Here is an 18,707-nt window from a genome sequence, read left to right on the forward strand (position 1 = left end):
ACGCCCCCACGCTCGCCAAAGGCTAGCACAGGAACTTCACAACAGGAAACACCTGTTTGCATTGGGTCCGGTCGAAGACTTGAGCCCCCGATCAGGGGGATCTCAGAGGGCTTATACGCAGCCGCGCGACGATTCAGGCCAGGTTCGGAGGAACTTTTTTTCGTTCTGTGCGTCCTCGCACATGAGCGGCACGGCCTGGAGCTTCAGGCAGTCCGCAGCCGCGCAGACCGCGTGGCAAGTTGTTCCAGTTCGATCGCCGTGAAGCCGGCCGCCAGCCGCGCCTGTTCGTTGAAGGGGGGCCGCACTGCGTCGGGTGCGTGAAGATCCAGCAGGCGCTGGAAGGTTGAGGCGGGCTCGCAGCGCTCGCGGGCACAGCACCACTCGAACCAGCGGGTGCCGGCGGCGACATGATCGACCTCTTCACGCAGGATCACATCCAGGACCTCAATGGAGGCGATGTCGCCGACGGCGCGCAGGCGCTCGATCATTGCTGGCGTCACATCGAGGCCGCGGGCCTCCAGCACCCGCGGCACCAGGGCCATGCGGGTCAAGCCATCGTGCGCGGTCTTGCAGGCCATGTCCCACAGGCCGTTATGGGCATCAAAGTCGCCGTAAGCCGCCCCGAGCTCGGCCATCCGCGCTTCAAGCAAGCGGAAGTGGCGCGCCTCGTCGGCGGCGATGCGGGCCCAGTCGCGGTAGAAGTCGAGTGGCATCGCTCGGAAACGGTAGACCGCGTCGGTCGCCAAGTTGATGGCGTTGAACTCGATATGGGCGATGGCATGCAGAAAGGCCGCACGCCCCTCGGCGCTGCCCAGCCCACGCTGCGGCAGAGCCCGCGGTGGCACCAGCCGCGGGCGCTCGGGCCGGCCGGGCACGGGAAGATCAATGGCTGCGGGCGATTCCATCGGCGCCAGCTCGCCCGCTTCGAGCGCGCGCGCGAGCTCAGTGGCGCCGGCGCATTTCTCGGCCGGGTGCTGCAGCTGCAGCACCCGCAGTGCAGCGGCGTGCAGGTCGGCGGCGCCCTGCCCTATCTGTGGCATCGGTTCAGGCCTGCCGGCGCAGACGCTTGGCGTCATCGGAACGCTGGGCGCGGATGCGCTCGAAGTAGTCGGCGTCGATGCCGGTGACGTACTCGCCCGTGAAGCAGCTGGCATCAAACGTGGTGAGGCGCTTCTTCGGCCCGCCAACCGCTTCCTTCAGATCCTCCAGATCCTGGTAGATCAGCCAGTCGCAGCCGAGTTGCGCCTGGATTTCGTCCTCGCTGCGCCCGTGGGCGACCAACTCTTCGGCGGCCGGCATGTCAATGCCGTAAATGTTGGGATAGCGCACGGGAGGCGCAGCCGAGGCCAGATAGACCTTGCGCGCGCCGGCCTCGCGGGCCATCTGGATGATCTGCCGGCTGGTGGTGCCGCGCACGATGGAGTCGTCGACCAGCAGCACCACGCGGTCGCGGAACTCCAGGGGAATCGGGTTCAGCTTGCGGCGCACCGATTTCACCCGCTGGCCCTGGCCCGGCATGATGAAGGTGCGGCCGATGTAGCGGTTCTTGATGAAGCCCTCGCGGTACTTCACGCCCAGCACGTTGGCCAGCTCCAGCGCCGAGGTGCGCGAGGTGTCGGGAATGGGGATCACCGTGTCGATGTCGTGATCCGGCCGCAGCCGCAGGATCTTTTCGCCCAGCTTGACGCCCATGCGCATCCGCGCCTTGTGCACCGAGACGTCATCCATCATCGAGTCGGGCCGGGCGAAGTAGACGAACTCGAAAATGCAGGGCGAGTGCTCGCCCACCGGCGCGCAGACCTCCGCGTGCAGCTCACCGCGCGGCGTCACCACCACGCACTCGCCGGGCTTGATGTCGCGCACGCGGGTGAAGCCGAGAATGTCCAGCGCCACGCTTTCCGAGGCCAATGCGTACTCGGTGCCCTCAGGCGTGTCGCGACGTCCCAGCACCAGCGGACGGATGCCGTGCGGATCGCGGAACGCCACCAGCCCGAGGCCCAGCACCAGGCTGACCACCGCGTAGCCGCCGCGACAGCGCGCATGCACGCCGGCCACCGCCTGGATCGCGGCCTCCGGCGACAGCGTGCCGCGCTCGGCCAGCTCGTGGGCGAAGACGTTGAGCAGCACTTCCGAGTCGGACTCGGTGTTGACGTGGCGACGATCGGTTTCAAACACCTGTGCACGCAGCGCATCGGTGTTGATCAGATTGCCGTTGTGGGCCAAGGCGATGCCGAAAGGCGAGTTGACGTAGAAGGGCTGAGCCTCGTCGGAGCCCTCCGAACCGGCTGTGGGATAACGACAGTGGCCGATGCCCATGCGCCCTGACAACAGGCGCATCTGCGGCTCATCGAACACGTCCTTGACCAGGCCATTGCCCTTGTGAACGCGCAGACGCAGGCCGTCGGCCGTGGCGATGCCCGCCGCGTCCTGGCCGCGGTGCTGCAGCACCGTCAATCCGTCATACAGGGCCGGGGCCACCGGGCTGGTGCCGACGATGCCGATGATTCCGCACATGGGGAGGTCCTTGGGGGCGAGGATCCGCGAGCACACCGCGGCAAGGCGCGCATTATCCCCCGTCCGGCTCCTGCTGGGCAGGCGGGGGTGCGGGTGAAGAGAGGTCGAGCCGCAGCACCGGCACGAAATTGACCTCTTGGGCCACCGAAGCGGGCAAATGAGCGCGCAGCCATTCGGCGCCGCGCTGGAACGCAGGCACCACCCGCGACTGCTCCCACCAAGCGTCGCCGGGCAAGGCGGTGAAACCCGCCAGCAGCACGGCTACGGCCCCGAGCGCATAGCCGCGCACCAGTCCGAACAGCAGGCCGAGCAGGCGATCGGTGCCCGACAGGCCGGTGGACTTGACCAGCTTGCCCATCAGCCAGGTGGCCAAGCCGCCCACCGCAAGCGCCAGCGCGAACAGCGTGGCGTAGCCCAGCAGCAGCCGCGCCGACGGCGCTTCCACGACGCCCTCGTACAGCAGGGCCGCACTGTCGCCGTAGGTGAAGGCCAGCCAGAACGCGCCCACCCACACCGCGACCGACATCACCTCAACAATGAAGCCACGCCAGAGGCCGACCAGGGTCGACAGGCCGAGGATGGCCAGCAGGACGATGTCCGCCCAAGTCAGGGTGTCCACGCGCGAGAGCGACGATCAGGGATGGCTGACGACAAAGCCGTCAACGTTGAGCCTCGACTTCAGCTCACCGCGGCGACGCTCGGCCGACGCGCGATCCAGCTCAGGCCCGACACGCACGCGCCAGAGTGTGCCGGCATCGGCGTTGACGCGCTCGACGAAGGCCACGAAGCCGGCGCCGCGGACGCGGTCACGCAGCGCATTGGCATCGACCTCGCTGCGAAGCGCCCCCAGCTGCACCGCAAACCCCGCGGTGGCGGGAGCGCGTGCAGGCGCCGGCGCATTGCCGACCGCATCGAGGTTGATCACGCTGGTCGGCAGATCGCGCTGAACCGCAAGCGCCGCCTGTCGGGCCCGCTCTGCCTCACCGCGCTGAGCGAAGGGCCCGAGACGAACGCGGCGCACCGGCCGACCGTCCAAGGTGACGCTTTCGGCGTACACGGCGATGCCGGCGTTGCGCAGTCGATTCTGCAGATTCTCGGCGTTGGCCACGTTCGCATAGCTACCGACGTTGACGGCATAGCTGCCTCCGGCGGTGGCCGCGGGAAGAGGCGTCGACGCCGGACGCGCAGGGACTGGCGCAGCGCTGCTGACGGCGACGGGCGGTGCGCTGGAGACAGGCCGCGGGGGCGAGGCTGCGGCTGGCGTAGCTGTCGAAGCGCCCGCCGCCGCGCTCGACGCCGTAGCTGACGTCGCGGGGGATGATGCTGCAGGGTCTGCTACAGCCGCCGCTGCGGGCGCTGCAGTGGTCGCGCTGGGCGTCGCGGCCGCGCCCGTCGCACTCGGTGCTGACGCGCCCGCTGGGCCGGGCGTTGAGGCTGCATGTGCGTTCGGATCAGAGCCTGCGCCCACCGGCTGGCCGCTCAGCGCATCCGTGCGCTGCTCGGCGCCGGTATCGACCACCGGCAGCACTTCGGCACCGTCCGCACTGGCGACGGGCGCCGTGGCCGCGCTGTCCGCGGGCGTCGGCAGCAGCGGGATCTCTCGGGTTTCCATCGGCCGGTCGGGCGGGGTCGGCAAGTCCAGGCTGAGCTGCTCGCCCACCGTCTCCCGCTCGGCTTCGGGGCCGTCGACCAGCATCGGCAGAAAGATCACGGCCAGCGCCACCAGCACGGTGGCGCCGATCAGGCGCTGCTTCAGGGCTGCATCCATGGGTTTCGTCGCGTCCGCGGCTTAGGGGTGAACACCGGTCGCGAGTATAGAGCCTGCCCTGCCCTACACTTGCGCGCCCATGGCCCGCATTCCCGACAGCTTCATCGACAGCCTGCTGGCGCGCACCGACATCGTCGAACTGATCGATGCGCGCGTGAAGCTGAAGCGCGCCGGCCGCGAGTACACCGCCTGCTGTCCCTTCCACGACGAGCGCACGCCTTCGTTCTACGTCAGCCCGACCAAGCAGTTCTACCACTGCTTCGGCTGCGGGGCGCACGGCACGGCGATCAAGTTCCTGATGGAGTACGACCGCCTTGAGTTCCTCGATGCGGTCGAGGATCTGGCCAAGCGCGCCGGCATGGAGGTACCGCGCGAGAACAAGCCCGCGCGCGGCCGCGAGGACGACTTCGGCCCGCTGTACTCGGCCACGGCCTCGGCGAGCACGTTCTTTCGCGAGCAGCTCAAGACCTCCAGCAGCGCGCGCGGCTACCTCCAGAAGCGCGGCGTCGACGCCGCCAACCAAGCGCGCTTCGAGCTGGGCTACGCGCCCGCAGGCTGGGATGCGCTGCTGTCCGCGCTGGGCCGCGACGAGGCGCAGCGCGCCCTGCTCGACAAGGTGGGACTGCTGTCGAAGAACGACGCCGGCCGCACCTATGACAAATTCCGCGATCGCCTGATCTTTCCGATCCACGACCGCCGCGGCCGGGTGATCGCTTTTGGCGGCCGCGTGCTGTCGGCGGACGACAGCCCCAAGTATCTGAACTCGCCCGAGACGCCGCTGTTCCGCAAAGGCCGCGAGCTGTATGGCCTGTGGCAGGTGCGGCAGACGCATTCGCGGATCCCGCGGCTGATCGTGGTCGAGGGCTACATGGACGTGGTCAGCCTGTTCCAGTTCGGCGTCACGCAGGCGGTCGCGACCTTGGGCACCGCGACCACGCCGGACCACGCCGAGCTGCTGTTCCGCAATTCCGGCGACGTCTACTTCTGCTTCGACGGCGATCGCGCCGGACGTGCGGCGGCGTGGAAAGCGCTGGAGTCGACCCTGCCGCGACTGAAGGACGGACGCCAGGCCTGGTTCCTCTTCCTGCCCGAGGGTGAAGACCCGGACACCGTGGTCCGCAGCGAAGGGGCGGAGGGCTTCGACCGCCGTCTGCAGCAGGCGATGCCGCTCTCGGAGTTCTTCTTCAACGAGCTCGGGCGCGACATCCAGATGGACAGTCTTGACGGCCGAGCGCGGCTGGCGGAACGCGCCAAGCCGATGATCGAACAGATGCCTGACGGCGCCTTCCGCGACCTGATGCGGCAGAAGCTCGCGGAGCTCACCGGTCTGGCCGCGCGCGTCGAGGTCGCCAAGCCCAGGCCCGCTCCACAGGCGCCACGCCCGCGCAATGCGCGGCGTTCGCTGGTGCGCATCGCCATCGAGCTGCTGCTGCAGCAGCCGGCATTGGCGCAGCGGATCGAGCCTCCGTACGTGTTCGCGTATCTCGACCAGCCTGGCGTGACGCTGCTGCTGGATCTGTTGGCGCGCTGCCGCGCGCGGCCGGACATCAGCACCGGCGCTCTGCTGGAGAGCTACAGCGAGAGCGAAGATCTGGCCGCGCTGACCAAGCTCGCGGTGGCTGAAATGATCGCTCCCCCGGAGGGATGGGCGGCCGATTTCGACGGCGCCGTGCGCGGCCTTGAACTCATGGCGCTGGAGCAGCGCGAGCGCGAGCTGCAGGTTCGTGCCCGGGAAATCGGACTGGCGAACTTGAGCCGTGAAGAGAAAGACGAGCTGCGTCTGCTGCCACAGCTGAAGGCGGAGCGGCGCGGCGCCTAGGGTCGGTCTTGACCCACCGAAGCTAAAGACTCCGTTCGACGGCCGGACTACGCCCTACATCCGTTCGGCATGCGCACGTCGCGATGGGCGCGCCGTGGGGTGATAGCTCGCGGCACAACAGCGGTGGGTCAAGACCCACCCTATGCGACTCGACGACCGGAGCGTGCCGTCACTTCGCATTGGAACCGCGCGCAGCCTTGCGTGCTCGGTTGCGGGCCAAGAGCGGTGGCGTGAGAGCCCCCTATTGAGAGCCACCCTATCCGGACACTGCGCCGATGCCGACTGGCTGATACCAGGCAGGTTTCCGGGGCTTCGACAGGCCCTTCAACGCACAGGGGCGCCCAAGGGCGCCCCTGTGTCGTACAAGCAAGCGGAGCGGATTACTTCAGGCCCGAATCCGCGCGCAGGGCCTCGGCGCGGTCGGTCTTCTCCCACGAGAAGGCCGTCGCCTTGACGGTGTTGCCAGCCGCATCCACGTAGCTGACCTCGTGGGGCTTGCGGCCAAAATGGCCGTAGGACGCGGTCTGCTGGTAGATCGGGTGCACCAGGTCGAGCATCTGAATGATGCCGTAGGGGCGCAGGTCGAAGTGCTTGCGGATCAGCTTCTCGATCTTGTCGTCGGCGATCTTGCCGGTGCCGAAGGTGGTGACCGAAATCGAGGTCGGCTCGGCGACGCCGATGGCGTAGCTCACCTGCACCTCGCAACGATCGGCCAGGCCCGCAGCCACGACGTTCTTGGCGACGTAGCGCGCCGCGTACGCCGCCGAGCGGTCGACCTTGGACGGATCCTTGCCCGAGAACGCACCGCCACCATGGCGCGCCCAGCCGCCGTAGGTGTCGACGATGATCTTGCGGCCGGTCAGGCCGCAGTCGCCCACCGGGCCACCGATCACGAACTTGCCGGTCGGGTTGATGTGGAACTTGGTGCCGCGGTGCAGCAGCTTCTCCGGCAGCACCGGCTTGATGATGTGCTCGCGCACGGCCTCGACCAGATCCTTCTGCTTGATGCTCGGATCGTGCTGGGTCGACAGCACCACGGCGTCGATGGCGACGGCCTTGTTGCCTTCATAGCGCAGGGTAACCTGGCTCTTCGCATCCGGGCGCAGCCAGCCGAGCTTGCCCTTCTTGCGCGCCTTGGCCTGCTGCTCGACCAGACGGTGCGAGTAGTGGATGGCCGCCGGCATGAAGTCCTTGGTCTCGTTGGTCGCGTAGCCGAACATCAGGCCCTGGTCGCCCGCGCCCTGCTCTTCCGGCTTCTTGCGGTCGACGCCCTGGTTGATGTCGGGCGACTGCTTGCCGATCAGGTTCAGCACGCCGCAGGTGGCGCCGTCGAAGCCGACGTCGCTGCTGTTGTAGCCGATGTCGAGGATGACCTTGCGGGTGAGGGCTTCGAGGTCGATCCAGGCTTCGGTGGTGATCTCGCCGGCGACGATGGCGACGCCCGTCTTGACCATGGTCTCGCAGGCCACGCGGGCGCGCTTGTCCTTGGCCAGGATCGCGTCCAGCACGGCGTCGGAGATCTGGTCGGCGACCTTGTCCGGATGGCCTTCGGACACCGACTCGGAGGTGAAGAGGTAGCTGCTCATCGGCGCTCTATCCTTGTATTCGGATGGATGGATGGTTGAAGCGGGCGCGCATGATACACGCCGCCTTGGTGGATTGCATGACGCGCGTTGTCAAGCCTTCAGGCGCGGGCGCGCTCACAGCCAGCGCACTTTCTTCAGCTTGCGGTACAGCAGCAGGCAGACCGTGAGGGTGAAGGCCATCACTCCGAGGTAGCCGAAACGGCTGGCCAGCTCGGGCATGGCTTCGAAGTTCATGCCGTACCAGCCGGTCACCAGGGTCGGCACCGCCAGCAGCGCGGCCCAGCCGGCCAGCCGCTTCACCACTTCGCCCTGGGCCACGGTCACCAGCGCCAGGTTCACGCTCATGGCGGCGGTGAGCATCTCGCGCAGGGTGTCGGTGGCGTCATCGATGCGCTTGGCGTGGTCGAGCACGTCGCGGAAGTAGACGCGAGTGTCGGCATGGATCAGGTTCGGGTACAGCCGCACCAGCGGCGCCAGCACGTCCTGCAGCGGCGCCACCGCCAGGCGCAGACGGGTCAGCTCGCGCTTCAGTTGATACAGGCGCTTGACCGTGTCGCGCTTGAAGTCCTCTTCGAAGATGTCGTGCTCCAGCGTATCCAGACCCGCGCGGAAGTCATCGACGATCGGAAAGTAGTAGTCGACGATCTGGTCGAGTACGGCATACAGACCGAAGCTCGGCCCGGCCGCCAGATACTCGGGATCCCGCTCGCAGCGCGCGCGCGCCGGCGCATAGGACAGCGAAGGGCCGTGGCGCACGGTGATGAGAAAGCGATCGCCGAGGAACAGATGGGTCTCGCCGAACTCGACTTCCTCGCCCGGCATCTGCGCGGTGTGCACCGCGATGAACAGGCTGTTGCCATACAGCTCGACCTTGGGCCGCTGGTGCGCCTTGTGGGCGTCCTCGATGGCCAGCTCGTGCAGGTCGAACTCCTCCTGGAGCTTTGCGAGCAGCGCGGCATCGGGCTCGACCAGGCCCATCCAGATGAAGCCCTCGTGGGTGCCGAGCACATCGGAGACGCGCTCGAAGTCGATGGCTTCGCGGCGACCGTCGGGCAGGTAGTGGGTGCAGTGCACGATCATGCAGGCAGGCGTCCGAGTTGGCGCAGGCAGGCGAAGGCCTCGCCAACGGTGTGGAAAGAGCCGAACACCAGAACACGCGCGTCCGCTCCTGCCTCGGCGAGCGCGGCGCGCAGGGCGGTGTCGACGTGCTCGTGCAGATGCAGCCGCGCATGGACCGCCGCTCGCATGACACGCTCGGCCAGCGCTTCGGCACTTTGGCTGCGCCCGACGACGTCCAGCCCGCCCAGATGCCAGCGCGCGATCGCGTGCTGCAGCGGTGCCACCACGCCTTCGATGTCCTTGTCGGCCAGCGCCGCAAACACCGCAATCGTCGGCTTGGGATGGGCCTCCAGCCACGCCGCCAGCTGCCGCGCCGCCTGCGGGTTGTGGCCGACGTCCAGCACCACCTCCGGCACGCCCTCGATGCGCTGCAGGCGCGCGCGCGGCGCGGCACCGGCGATGCCGGCGGCGATCGCCGCGTCAGGCAGACCGAGCAGGCGCAGCGCGCGCGTGGCCAGCGCCGCATTGTCGAACTGGGCGGGGGCGGCAAGCTGCGGGCGCGGCAGCCGCAGGGCGCCCTGCGCATCCCGATAGGCCCAGCCATCGGCGACGGCCTCGATATCGAAATCGAGGCCGCGGCGCTCCAGCCGCGCGCCGATCGTCGCCGCGTGTTCAAGCACGCTGAGCGGCGGCTCGCGCTCGCCGATGAGGGCAGGACGACCGCTGCGGAACACCCCGGCCTTCTCGCGGCCGATGTGCTCGCGGGTCGGGCCCAGCCACTCCATGTGGTCGAGGTCGACCGTGGTCAGCAGCGCGATGTCGGCATCGACCAGATTGACCGCATCGAGTCGCCCGCCGAGGCCCACTTCGAGGATCACCACCTCCAGTGCGGCGCGGGTGAACAGCCACAGCGCTGCCAGCGTGCCGAACTCGAAGAAGGTCAGCGACACGCCCGCGCGCGCGGCCTCGACCGCCTCGAAGGCGGCAATGAGGTCGGCGTCCTCAACGTCGCGCCCGCCGATGCGAATGCGTTCGTGATAGCGCTCGATGTGCGGCGAGGTGTAGGCGCCGCAGCGGAGACCGGCAGCGCGGCACACGGCCTCCAGCATGGCGACCGTTGAGCCCTTGCCGTTGGTGCCGGCCACCGTGAGCACCCGCGCAGCCGGGCGCAGCACGCCGAGCGCTTCGGCAACCGGGCGCACGCGCTCCAGGCCCATCTCGATGTTCTTCGGGTGCAGGCGCAGCTGGTGATCCAGCCAGGCGTCGACGTCCATGCGGCAGCGTTTGGAGTTGAGTGCGTGAACGCGCAGCATAGCCGCCCACGGCGCCGCCACGCCGCGCTTCTATAATCCGCGGCCTGCGCAGCGCGCCGCTGCCCCCACCCGAGGATGCCCCGATGTCGATGATGATGAAGGCCCTGGTCAAGCGCGAAGCCAGCAAGGGCATCTGGATGGAAGAAGTGCCGATGCCGAAGATCGGCCCCAACGAGGTGCTGGTGAAGCTGGAGAAGACCGCGATCTGCGGCACCGACCTGCACATCTACAAGTGGGACGAGTGGAGTCAGCGCACCATCAAGCCCGGCCTTGTGATCGGGCACGAGTTCGTCGGCCGCATCGCCGAGCTGGGCAGCGCGGTCACCGGCTACACAGTGGGCCAGCGCGTCTCGGCGGAAGGTCACATCGTCTGCGGCGTGTGTCGCAACTGCCGCGCCGGTCGCCAGCACCTGTGTCCGCACACCGTCGGCATCGGCGTGAATCGCCACGGCGCGTTCGCCGAGTACATCGCGGTGCCGGCCAGCAATCTGTGGCCGATCCACGACCAGATCCCCAGCGAGCTGGCCGCCTTCTTCGACCCCTACGGCAATGCGGCGCACTGCGCGCTTGAGTTCGACGTCATCGGCGAGGACGTGCTGATCACCGGCGCTGGCCCGATCGGCATCATCGCCGCCGGCATCTGCAAGCACATCGGCGCGCGCAACGTGGTGGTGACCGACGTCAACGACTACCGCCTGAAGCTGGCCGCCGACATGGGCGCCACCCGCGTGGTCAACGTCGCCAAGACTTCGCTCAAGGACGTGATGTCCGACCTGCACATGGAGGGTTTCGACGTCGGCCTGGAAATGAGCGGCAACCCGCATGCCTTCAACGACATGCTCGACTGCATGTACCACGGCGGCAAGATCGCCCTGCTTGGCATCCTGCCCAAGGGTGCCGGCATTGACTGGGACCGCATCATCTTCAAGGGCCTGACGGTGCAGGGCATCTACGGCCGCAAGATGTACGAGACCTGGTACAAGATGACGCAGATGGTGCTCACCGGCTTTCCGCTGCAGAAGGTGCTGACCCACCAGATCCACATCGACGACTTCCAGCGCGGCTTCGAGCTGATGGAAGCCGGCGCCTGCGGCAAGGTGGTCTGCAGTTGGAGCTGATCCGTAGTGCCCTGCGCGGGGCCCTGCTTGTCGGCGTGGGGCTGGCGACCCCGGCGCTTGCCCGCGCCGACGATTTCGTCGATCCCTTCCTCGGCGGCGATGCCGACATCGAGCTGGAAGCGCCCAAGGCGCCGGCGCCCGCCGTCACGGAGGACGAAACCGAAGCCGAACCCGAGCTGGCCAGCGCGGAGCTGCTGCCGCCGGCCTTGCTGACCGGCCCGGATTACCGGGTCGAGTCGCGCGCGCAGCTGCATGGCTTCCAGGCGCATTTCGTGCTGCACACGGACTACGGCGAACTCACCGCTGAGAGCGTCGAGATCCTCACCCTGCGCGTGCAGGAGATGGAAGCGCTGAAGGTGCTGCATGCGGAGTCGGTCACCGAAGCGCTGGCCAAGTCGGGCGCCGAAGCAGTGATGGCCCCGCTGCGCGCGGTGGCCAACGTGGTGCAGCGGCCGGGCGAAGCCATCACCGGCCTGCCTCGCGGCGTGTGGCGCTACTTCAGCGAGCGCGTCACCCGGATCGGCCAGCGCGCCAAGCGTCTGGGCGCGCGCGCCGACCAGCGCATCAGCCACGAGGGCTCGCCCTTCGATGACGCCGATGCTCCGATGGCTGCCAGCCGGCGCCAGCGCGAGAAGCAGGAAGACAGCTGGTTCGGCGATGTGGGGGACGAAGTGGTGCGCCTGGCCAAGAGCGAAGCCGGCTACGGCCGTGCCCGCCGCGAGCTGGCCGCGCGGCTGGGCATCGACCCGTTCACCGGCAACCCGCTGATCCACGAGCGTCTCAACCGCCTGGCCTGGGCGGCCACCGCCGGCAAGCTGGGCGTGGGCCAGGCCATGGGCCTACTCGATCCGGTCACCAGTGAAGTGTTGGGCACCAGCAGCGAGGTCAACCGGCTGGTGCTTGAGCTGCCGCCAGAAGACCTGCGCCGCCGCAACGACGAGCGGCTGATGGCGCTGGGCGCCGACGAGGAGCTGCGCTACACCTTCCTGCAGTTCGGCCGCTATTCGCCGACTCTGCAGACCGCGCTGGTGCAGTGGCTGGAGCGTCTGCAGCCGGAGTCCGGCGTCGACGTGCTGCTGGAAATCGCGCTGATGGCGCAGAACGAAGTCGAAGCGCGCTTCATGGTCAATGCGCTGGCGATGCTCCATGCGCATCTGGGGGATCGCGCGATCGGCGGGCGCATTGTCGGCGTGGGCGCCCTGTTGGCCTACGACAGCGCCGACGGCGAGCGCGTGTTTCCGCTGCCGGTGGATCTGCTGTCGTGGACGCCGGACACCGCGCGCTGGTTCGCCCAGCCCGGCCTGTGGGATCACGCCAACCGAAGCCTGCTGGTCGGCGGTGCGGCCAGCACGCAGGCCCAGCGCGCGCTCAGCCGCGATGGCTGGAACCTGTTCCTGCACCGTCGCTTCGACGGCTCACCGGCGTATGCGGAGGGCTGGGGCTCGCTGCCGCCGGGCTGACTGTGGGTGTCGGCCCGACCATCGGGGAGAAGCGCAGCACCAGACGCAGTGGCCCACCGGCGTCCACCGCATCGAAAGGCCAGCAGGTGACCAGCAGCAGCTGGTCTTCGGCGGCCTCAGGCGCCAGCGCGTGCTCGCGCACGTCGACGACGCGGCGGTCCTGCAGGCGATAGCGGCGCGTGCGCTGCAGACCTTGCAACTCGACTGTTGCGCCCGGGACCACATCGCGCAGCCAGGCGAAGTGGGTGTCGCGGTGGGCGCTGATGACCACGGTCCCGGGCGCGCCCGGTGCGCTCGACGCTTCGTTCCAGCCTGGCCCAAACGCGAGCACACGGCCGCTGTCGCCCGCCAGCACGATCTGCCCGTCAGGTTCACCCGCGCGACGCAGGAGCGCCACCGCGCGGGTATCAGCCCAGGCCCAGGGCGGCTGCGCCTCGCCCCGCGCACGCGCCTCGTCCCAGCTGCGTGCGAGCAGCCACTGCGCCAGTTCAGCCTTGGCCGGGATCCACAGGGCTTGCGCCAGCAGCAGTCCGCTGAGCAGCAGCAGCGCCAGCGCACACGCGCGGCGGCCGGCGAATCGAGGCTGCGCTGCCACGGCCCGCGCAGCCATCGAGCTGGCACTGACCATGGCCTAGTCCTGTGCCAGCAGTCGAGGCTGGCCAGGCACGCGCTCGCGCTGCCAGATCAGCAGCACCAGCGCCAGCGCGCCCAGCAGCAGCGCAAGCCGCAGCCTGCGCTCGAAGCCAGTGGCACCGGCAGCGAAGTCGAGCGTGCCGGCAGGCGTGGCATTGGCAAACTGCAGCGAGGCCAGATCGGCAGCCTCGGGACGCCGCGGCGTGCGGTCGACGGCGACCAGGCTGGTGTAGCGGCTGGCCACCCCATGCGCCAGGGCGAGATCGAGCACGCGGGCGCGGACCTCATCGGGGCTTGCCCCCTGACGCAGGCTGTCTTCCAGCTCGGCGATGCGCCGCCGCCCACAGGCGCGCCACGCCCTCGGTCGAGGCCAGGCGCGGCTCGCCCAGCTTGACCTCGGCGCGCCAGGCGAGATCGGGCCCACTGCCTTCCAGCGCACCCTGCTGGCCACCTTTGGGCAGCCGCAGCAGCACCTGCAGCGGTTCGCCGAGATAGAGATCGGGCAGCTGCGCCGGGTAGGCCTCGGCGCCCTCGGGCCACGCGGCCTTCAGGTCACGCAGGGCGGGCTGGCCCAGCTTGGCCAGCAGCTGATCGGTCACCTGGGCGACATCCTCGATGCGGCGGATCGTCACCTGCGCGCCGCGGCCGACTTCGGCCATGCGCCGCAGGATGTGGGCGTTCGGCGCGCTGCCGATACCGACTGCAAACAGCCGTGCCTCGCCGCGCCCGTGCTCGATGTGGTTCAGCAGCTGGGCTTCGTTGCTGATGGCACCGTCGGTGATCAGCACCACCTGGCGCAGATGACTGGGCGTCGCCGGCATGGCGAAGGCTTCGATCAGGGGCGCCAGCATCTCGGTGCCGCCCTCAGCCATCAGCCCCTGAACAAAGCCGCGTGCGCGCGCCACGTGGGCGGCGCTGGCTTCGACCGGCTGCGGAAACACGCTTTCGAAGCGGTGGTCGAAGCGGATCACAGCGAAGCGATCGGAGGCGCGCAGGCCGGCCAGGGCGCGGTCCACCGCCGCCTTGGCCTGCGCCATCGATGCGCCGTGCATCGAGCCGGAGTTGTCGACCACGAGAATCAGCTCGCGCGGCACCGGCGCCACCGGGCGGGTCGGCGGAATCAGGGTGAGGAAGGCGTAGCGGGCGTCGGCGCGGTCCTCGACGAACAGCGCCTGCTGCGGCTGCGCGCTGGGCTGCGGCGCCCAGCGCAACTCGAAGTCGCGGTCGCTGTCGACCCGGGTGGCGGCCAGCTCGATGCGATGACGCTCGCCTTCGCGACGCACCGTGATCGCGTGGCTGGGGCTGTCGATGCCAATCAGCGGCAGGCCGGCTTCGAGATCGACGCCGAGGCTGAACTTCGGCGCCGCAGCCGAGCCCAGGGCGATGCCTTGCGCGGGCACGTCGGCAGGCTGCGGATCATCGAGCCCGGCATCGGCCTGCTCGCCACCGCCGCGATACGGCGGCACGAAGGTCAAGGGCAGGCCGAGAGTGAAACGGCCGTCCTGCCAGCGCACCTTCTGCCAGTAGCCGGTCTCGATCTCGACGGTCTCGCCGGGGCCGATATTGGCCACTCGGGTCTGGAACAGGTTCGGGCGCTCGCGCTCGACCAGACTGGCGGTGCGGCCTTCGCTGGCCGCCTCGGCGTACGTGACCGCGGCCTGCTGCGTCTCCCGCACCTCGCCTTCGATGAGGCGCTCGCCGACCTGCATGCGCAGTCGACCCACCGCCGCCTCGTCGGGCAGGGGCAGGCGGTAGCGGCCCTCCATCCACTCACTGCTCGCGTTGCTGAAGCGCTGGCGCACCCGCACCTCGGTCATCAGCCCGCGCACGCGCAGGTCGACGTGGGTCTCCAGAGCGAAAGCGGCTTGCCAGCCGTCAGCGCCCTCGGCCCGCAGTGCCAGGCCATCGGCCGGGGCGAGGCCGTCGGCCTGGGCCAGGCTGCAGGCGAGCAGCAGAGCGGCGCCCAAGGCGCGCCTAGCGAACACGAGGGCGGCGGGACGTGGGATCTGCATGGTGGCCTCCAGGGATGGGCCATGCCATTGCAGAACAGCGAAACGTCAGCGCACGGCCAGCAGCGGCGCGCGCGCTGATCACATCGGGCGAAACGCGGGCGCGCTCAGCGCAGCAGGAAAGCCGCTGCCACGGCAGCCGCGACGACAACCGTGACGGCGACGAAGATGAGGCCGGTGCGGCTGCCGCCCTTGGCTTCCACGGCAGCGGGCGCACTGACCTTGTGGATCTCCTGGCCCGGCACCACCAGCATGAAGCGGATGGCGTCAAGGCGCAGCTCATCGCCGTTCTTCAAGAGCCCGCTCTGCATCCGCTGGCCGTTGATGAAGGTGCCATTGGACGAGCCCAGATCCTCGACCAGCAGACCGTCTGCGGTCGGCCTCACCTGCGCGTGACGGCGAGAGATTTCCTCGCTCGGGATCGAGATGTCGCATTCGTGGTGGCGACCGATGACCTGGGGCGAGACCACCGCATAGGTTTTGCCGAAGGCGGCGCCAGAGACACCGCGCAGCAGGTACTTGGGCAGCGCCGCGCGCACGCGGGTAGCTCCGGCATCGTCCACCTGCGGAGCGCGCGCCGCGGGCGCGCTGGAGACGCGCTCGACGGCAACAAGGCGCGCCTGCACCGGCCCAAAGCCCACCAGATCGCCCGCACGCAGGCTGTGCCGGGCGTCGGCGGGCTGACCGTTGACGCTGAGGCCATCGGCGCCGGGGGCGGCCACCAGATACAGGCGTTCGCCTTCGAGCTCCAGCGCACACAGCTCAGTGGGCATGCCTTCCACGGCCAAGCGCAAGAAGGCATCCGGCGCAGATCCCACCGTGTTGCTGCCAGGGCTCAGCAGGACGGCGCCGTGTTCACCCTTCGGGAAGATCAGCTTCATTGTGGTTCTCGCGAAGCGTACCGGCGGGGCCGGCACGCTGGGATTCGGGGCTGACCGCGCAAGCGGCCAGATTCATTCGCGCGGCGGGATTTCGCGCACCACGCGGATCCCGATGGTAGTGAAGGCGGGTTCTGCTGCAAAGCCGCGCGGCGAAACTTCGCCGGCTGCACTGAACCAGCTGCCCCCCGCGGCCAGCCGCTGCCGGCAGCTCGCCCCCTCGCAATCGGCGAGCCATTCAGCCACATTGCCCCAGATCCCGAGCAGCCCTCCCTGTTCACCGGACGAGCCGACCGGCGCGGTGTGGCCAAAGCCATCGCTGCAGGCGGCGGGGACGCGGGCATTCCAGACCCGGGCGGCGGTTTGGTCGCGGAGATTCGCCTTGCAGCCGCTGGGCGCGACCCCGGCAACGGCGCGCCACTCGGCGAGGCTGGGCAGACGGTAGCGCTGCCCGCTGCTTGCACTCAGCCACTCGGCGTAGTGCTGGGCCATGGCGAAGTTGACACAGGCGACGGGATGGTCGGCGCCCTGCGTGAAGTCGGGATCGCGCCAGTCGCGCCGACGCGAGCTGCGCAGCAGCGATTCGCGATCCCGGCAGGCCGGCAGATCGGCACCGAAGCGCGCACCGCCGGCCGCGGTCCAATAGGTCTCGAACTCGCTGACGCGCGTCTCGCTGACCGCCCAGGCCAAGCCGTTCACCACGAGCATCTCCGGCCCCTCAGCGCCGTTCTGGAGGCCGTCACGGAAGCGATAGCCCGCGCGCCCCAAAGCCTCAGCGCGAGCCAAGCCCTCGCGAGCAGCGGTCGAATCAGGCAGCAGTCGCCTGGCCTGCTCGAAGCCCTGCGTCGCGTCACGTCCTCGCCAGGCGGCAAGCGCCTCGCCAGCGGTCTGAACGTAGCGATCATGCTCGCCCTGGCGGTAGCGCTGCGCCTCCTGCTGCACGCTGCCCGCGACCGGATGCGCGGCGACCACGCGGTCAACGCAGGCCAGCGCAGAGAGCTTGGCCTCGAACTCCTGGGCATCCATCGCCTGCCGCAGGCACAGCGACGCCAGTTCGGCGATGCCCTGCAGGGTCGCGCGATGGTCCGCCTCGATGCGCAGGGCCTGCAGATAACGGTCCAACGCATTGCGCCCCGGCGGCGCGACCAAGCGCCCCGCCTGCAGATTGGTGCGGGCCAGCAGCAGCAGGCGTTCCAGCGGATCCTCGACGGTCGGCAGTGTGGTCGGGTCGAGTTCGATCGGCGAAGTCGGCGTCCAGTCGGCCTCGGGATCGGGCGCTTGGAAGCCGATGTCGGCCTGCGATGCAGCGGACACGGTCGAAGGCTCGCTCGGCGCGCCGGACGCGACAGGTCGAGCCTGTTCAAGACCGCCCTGCGCGCGCGCCTCAGGAGCAGCGGACGGGGTGTCGGAGGCCAGCCCCCACCACAGCAGCCCACCGAGAAGCGGCAGCGCGAGCCCAGCGGCGAGCAGCAGCGGCATGCGCGAGGGCGGCGATGGTGCCGATGTCTGCCCCGGTGAACGCGGAAGCTGCGCGCGCTTTGGCTCGGGTTCGAGACGCTTGCTGGGTCCCGTGCGACGCGCATCCGCTGCTAGCGCGGGTTCGGGCGCGGGTGGGCTGATAGCAACCCGATCAGCGGCGGTCGCAGCGCTGTCTCGTTTGCCCACCGCCGCCGCAGCGGCGGCCGGGTTCGGGCGGCCGGGCGGCGGAGCGGTTGCCGCCTGCACGGTCGCCGGCGTTTCGGAGCGGACGGGCAGCGCGGTCGAGGCGGCATGCGCCGCTGCGGCCGGCGCGACGCTGGGCGGCGAAGCGGCGGAGCCCGCTGCCGCGCCGGTTCGGCTGTGGTTGGAGGTCGACTTGCCCTCCAGCTCGTCGAGCAGGGCCAACAGCTCCGCGACCTCGGCCGTGCGACCGTCCAGCCCGAACAGCGGCTGCCAGCGGGCGAGGTAGTCGGGCAGCGTGTCGCTCAGGTCGGCCGGCGGACGGCCGGTCAAGGCTTCAAAGCCGAGCACCAGCAGCTGCTGCAATGGCCGGTGGTGTTCCGGGCTTGATGCCGGAGGCCACAGGCGCGTGAGCAGCGGTCGCCCTTGCGCATCGGCGAAGATCTCGGCCGCGTCGAGCACGGGCAGCAGCGGACACCGCGACTCCACGAAACGCGCGATCAGCGCCAGTCGACGCAGCAGGCTGAGGCTATCGACGAGGTCCAGGCCCTGCGCCAGGCGAAGCCTCAAGCTGGGCACGGCAGGCGCCGTCAGCGCCGCATACGCCCTGCCCTCAGGGGTCTCGCCGACATCCAGCACGGTCGCGAGCCCCGGATGCCGCAGGCCAGCGAGCTGGCGAATCGCCAGCCGTGCCGGCTGGGCAGGCCCCTCCCAGATCTGCAGCAACACCGGCGAATCGTTGACCAGCTGGCGCGCGCGCAGGAGCTGCACGCCCTGTCCTGGCGCGCTGGCGTCCTCGATTCGATAGCCATCGATCTCCACTGCCTGCACCGCGCACCTGCCGTTCCGGTCGGAAGATCGCGATCTTACATTTGGTTGCAGGCGTCGCCG

15 protein-coding genes are annotated in these 18,707 nt (G+C 69.3%); 3 read left to right on the forward strand and 12 right to left on the reverse strand.

The genetic code is table 11. From position 1 onward, the window contains the following. Positions 1 to 203: 203 nt before the first annotated feature. Genes H4O13_11440 through H4O13_11455 form a run of 4 tightly spaced genes read right to left on the reverse strand, consistent with a single transcriptional unit; the run spans position 204 to position 4,282 of the window. Entirely contained in the window at positions 204 to 1,040 is an 837-nt protein-coding gene (locus H4O13_11440; protein ID MBE5315998.1) for a ferritin-like domain-containing protein, read from the reverse strand. A 4-nt stretch (positions 1,041 to 1,044) separates the two neighbouring features. Beyond that, positions 1,045 to 2,514 carry an amidophosphoribosyltransferase gene (gene purF, locus H4O13_11445; protein ID MBE5315999.1) on the reverse strand — a complete coding sequence of 490 codons (1,470 nt, stop codon included), beginning with the start codon at positions 2,512 to 2,514 and terminating at the stop codon, positions 1,045 to 1,047. A 52-nt stretch (positions 2,515 to 2,566) separates the two neighbouring features. Further along, positions 2,567 to 3,133, reverse strand: a complete 567-nt coding sequence (locus H4O13_11450; protein MBE5316000.1) for a CvpA family protein — start codon at positions 3,131 to 3,133, stop codon at positions 2,567 to 2,569. 15 nt (positions 3,134 to 3,148) lie between these two features. Continuing rightward, entirely contained in the window at positions 3,149 to 4,282 is a 1,134-nt protein-coding gene (locus H4O13_11455; GenBank protein MBE5316001.1) for an SPOR domain-containing protein, read from the reverse strand. A 79-nt stretch (positions 4,283 to 4,361) separates the two neighbouring features. On the opposite strand from H4O13_11455, the gene H4O13_11460 reads away from it, so the two are divergent. Further along, positions 4,362 to 6,101, forward strand: coding sequence for a DNA primase (locus H4O13_11460; GenBank protein ID MBE5316002.1), 1,740 nt, complete (start codon positions 4,362 to 4,364; stop codon positions 6,099 to 6,101). A 380-nt stretch (positions 6,102 to 6,481) separates the two neighbouring features. Here H4O13_11460 and H4O13_11465 read toward each other — a convergent pair whose 3' ends face one another. The 3 genes from H4O13_11465 to folC form a co-directional block, all read right to left on the reverse strand. Then, the gene (locus H4O13_11465) at positions 6,482 to 7,687 is read right to left on the reverse strand and encodes a methionine adenosyltransferase (GenBank protein MBE5316003.1); all 1,206 of its coding nucleotides are present in this window, start codon (positions 7,685 to 7,687) and stop codon (positions 6,482 to 6,484) included. Positions 7,688 to 7,801: 114 nt separating this feature from the next. Beyond that, positions 7,802 to 8,767: a magnesium and cobalt transport protein CorA gene (locus H4O13_11470; GenBank protein MBE5316004.1), complete on the reverse strand. Its 966-nt coding sequence runs from the start codon at positions 8,765 to 8,767 to the stop codon at positions 7,802 to 7,804. Continuing rightward, a complete protein-coding gene (gene folC, locus H4O13_11475) occupies positions 8,764 to 10,020 on the reverse strand; it encodes a bifunctional tetrahydrofolate synthase/dihydrofolate synthase (protein MBE5316005.1) in 1,257 nt (418 codons plus the stop codon). The genes H4O13_11470 and folC overlap by 4 nt, the downstream gene beginning before the upstream one ends. Positions 10,021 to 10,142: 122 nt before the next feature. Between folC and tdh the strand changes: the two genes are divergently transcribed. Both tdh and H4O13_11485 read left to right on the forward strand, forming a co-directional pair. Continuing rightward, a complete protein-coding gene (gene tdh / locus H4O13_11480; GenBank protein ID MBE5316006.1) occupies positions 10,143 to 11,177 on the forward strand; it encodes an L-threonine 3-dehydrogenase in 1,035 nt (344 codons plus the stop codon). Next, a complete protein-coding gene (locus tag H4O13_11485; GenBank protein ID MBE5316007.1) occupies positions 11,168 to 12,637 on the forward strand; it encodes a hypothetical protein in 1,470 nt (489 codons plus the stop codon). Before tdh ends, H4O13_11485 begins: the two co-directional genes overlap by 10 nt. Here H4O13_11485 and H4O13_11490 read toward each other — a convergent pair. The 5 genes from H4O13_11490 to H4O13_11510 all read right to left on the reverse strand — a co-directional run bounded on the left by H4O13_11490 (position 12,546) and on the right by H4O13_11510 (position 18,647). Next, positions 12,546 to 13,247, reverse strand: a complete 702-nt coding sequence (locus H4O13_11490; protein MBE5316008.1) for a class GN sortase — start codon at positions 13,245 to 13,247, stop codon at positions 12,546 to 12,548. The two genes, H4O13_11485 and H4O13_11490, sit on opposite strands and share 92 nt — an antisense overlap. Positions 13,248 to 13,268: 21 nt before the next feature. Continuing rightward, a complete protein-coding gene (locus tag H4O13_11495) occupies positions 13,269 to 13,541 on the reverse strand; it encodes a hypothetical protein (GenBank protein ID MBE5316009.1) in 273 nt (90 codons plus the stop codon). Between the two features lie 13 nt (positions 13,542 to 13,554). Next, positions 13,555 to 15,282 carry a VWA domain-containing protein gene (locus H4O13_11500; GenBank protein ID MBE5316010.1) on the reverse strand — a complete coding sequence of 576 codons (1,728 nt, stop codon included), beginning with the start codon at positions 15,280 to 15,282 and terminating at the stop codon, positions 13,555 to 13,557. 104 nt (positions 15,283 to 15,386) lie between these two features. After that, positions 15,387 to 16,160, reverse strand: a complete 774-nt coding sequence (locus tag H4O13_11505; protein ID MBE5316011.1) for an FHA domain-containing protein — start codon at positions 16,158 to 16,160, stop codon at positions 15,387 to 15,389. Positions 16,161 to 16,232: 72 nt separating this feature from the next. Next, on the reverse strand, positions 16,233 to 18,647 hold the full coding sequence (locus tag H4O13_11510; GenBank protein ID MBE5316012.1) for an SUMF1/EgtB/PvdO family nonheme iron enzyme: 2,415 nt from the start codon (positions 18,645 to 18,647) through the stop codon (positions 16,233 to 16,235). Positions 18,648 to 18,707 lie beyond the last annotated feature (60 nt).

The organism is Lysobacterales bacterium (assembly GCA_014946745.1).
GTDB lineage: Bacteria > Pseudomonadota > Gammaproteobacteria > Xanthomonadales > Xanthomonadaceae > Aquimonas.

Excerpts from the sequence above, each read along its gene's own strand:
- folC (MBE5316005.1), bottom strand. The coding sequence starts at position 10,020 with ATGGACGTCGACGCCTGGCTGGATCACCAGCTGCGCCTGCACCCGAAG.
- H4O13_11500 (MBE5316010.1), bottom strand. The coding sequence starts at position 15,282 with ATGCAGATCCCACGTCCCGCCGCCCTCGTGTTCGCTAGGCGCGCCTTG.
- H4O13_11505 (MBE5316011.1), bottom strand. The coding sequence starts at position 16,160 with ATGAAGCTGATCTTCCCGAAGGGTGAACACGGCGCCGTCCTGCTGAGC.
- purF (MBE5315999.1), bottom strand. The coding sequence starts at position 2,514 with ATGTGCGGAATCATCGGCATCGTCGGCACCAGCCCGGTGGCCCCGGCC.
- H4O13_11465 (MBE5316003.1), bottom strand. The coding sequence starts at position 7,687 with ATGAGCAGCTACCTCTTCACCTCCGAGTCGGTGTCCGAAGGCCATCCG.
- H4O13_11490 (MBE5316008.1), bottom strand. The coding sequence starts at position 13,247 with ATGGCTGCGCGGGCCGTGGCAGCGCAGCCTCGATTCGCCGGCCGCCGC.
- H4O13_11440 (MBE5315998.1), bottom strand. The coding sequence starts at position 1,040 with ATGCCACAGATAGGGCAGGGCGCCGCCGACCTGCACGCCGCTGCACTG.
- tdh (MBE5316006.1), top strand. The coding sequence starts at position 10,143 with ATGTCGATGATGATGAAGGCCCTGGTCAAGCGCGAAGCCAGCAAGGGC.
- H4O13_11470 (MBE5316004.1), bottom strand. The coding sequence starts at position 8,767 with ATGATCGTGCACTGCACCCACTACCTGCCCGACGGTCGCCGCGAAGCC.
- H4O13_11460 (MBE5316002.1), top strand. The coding sequence starts at position 4,362 with ATGGCCCGCATTCCCGACAGCTTCATCGACAGCCTGCTGGCGCGCACC.
- H4O13_11455 (MBE5316001.1), bottom strand. The coding sequence starts at position 4,282 with ATGGATGCAGCCCTGAAGCAGCGCCTGATCGGCGCCACCGTGCTGGTG.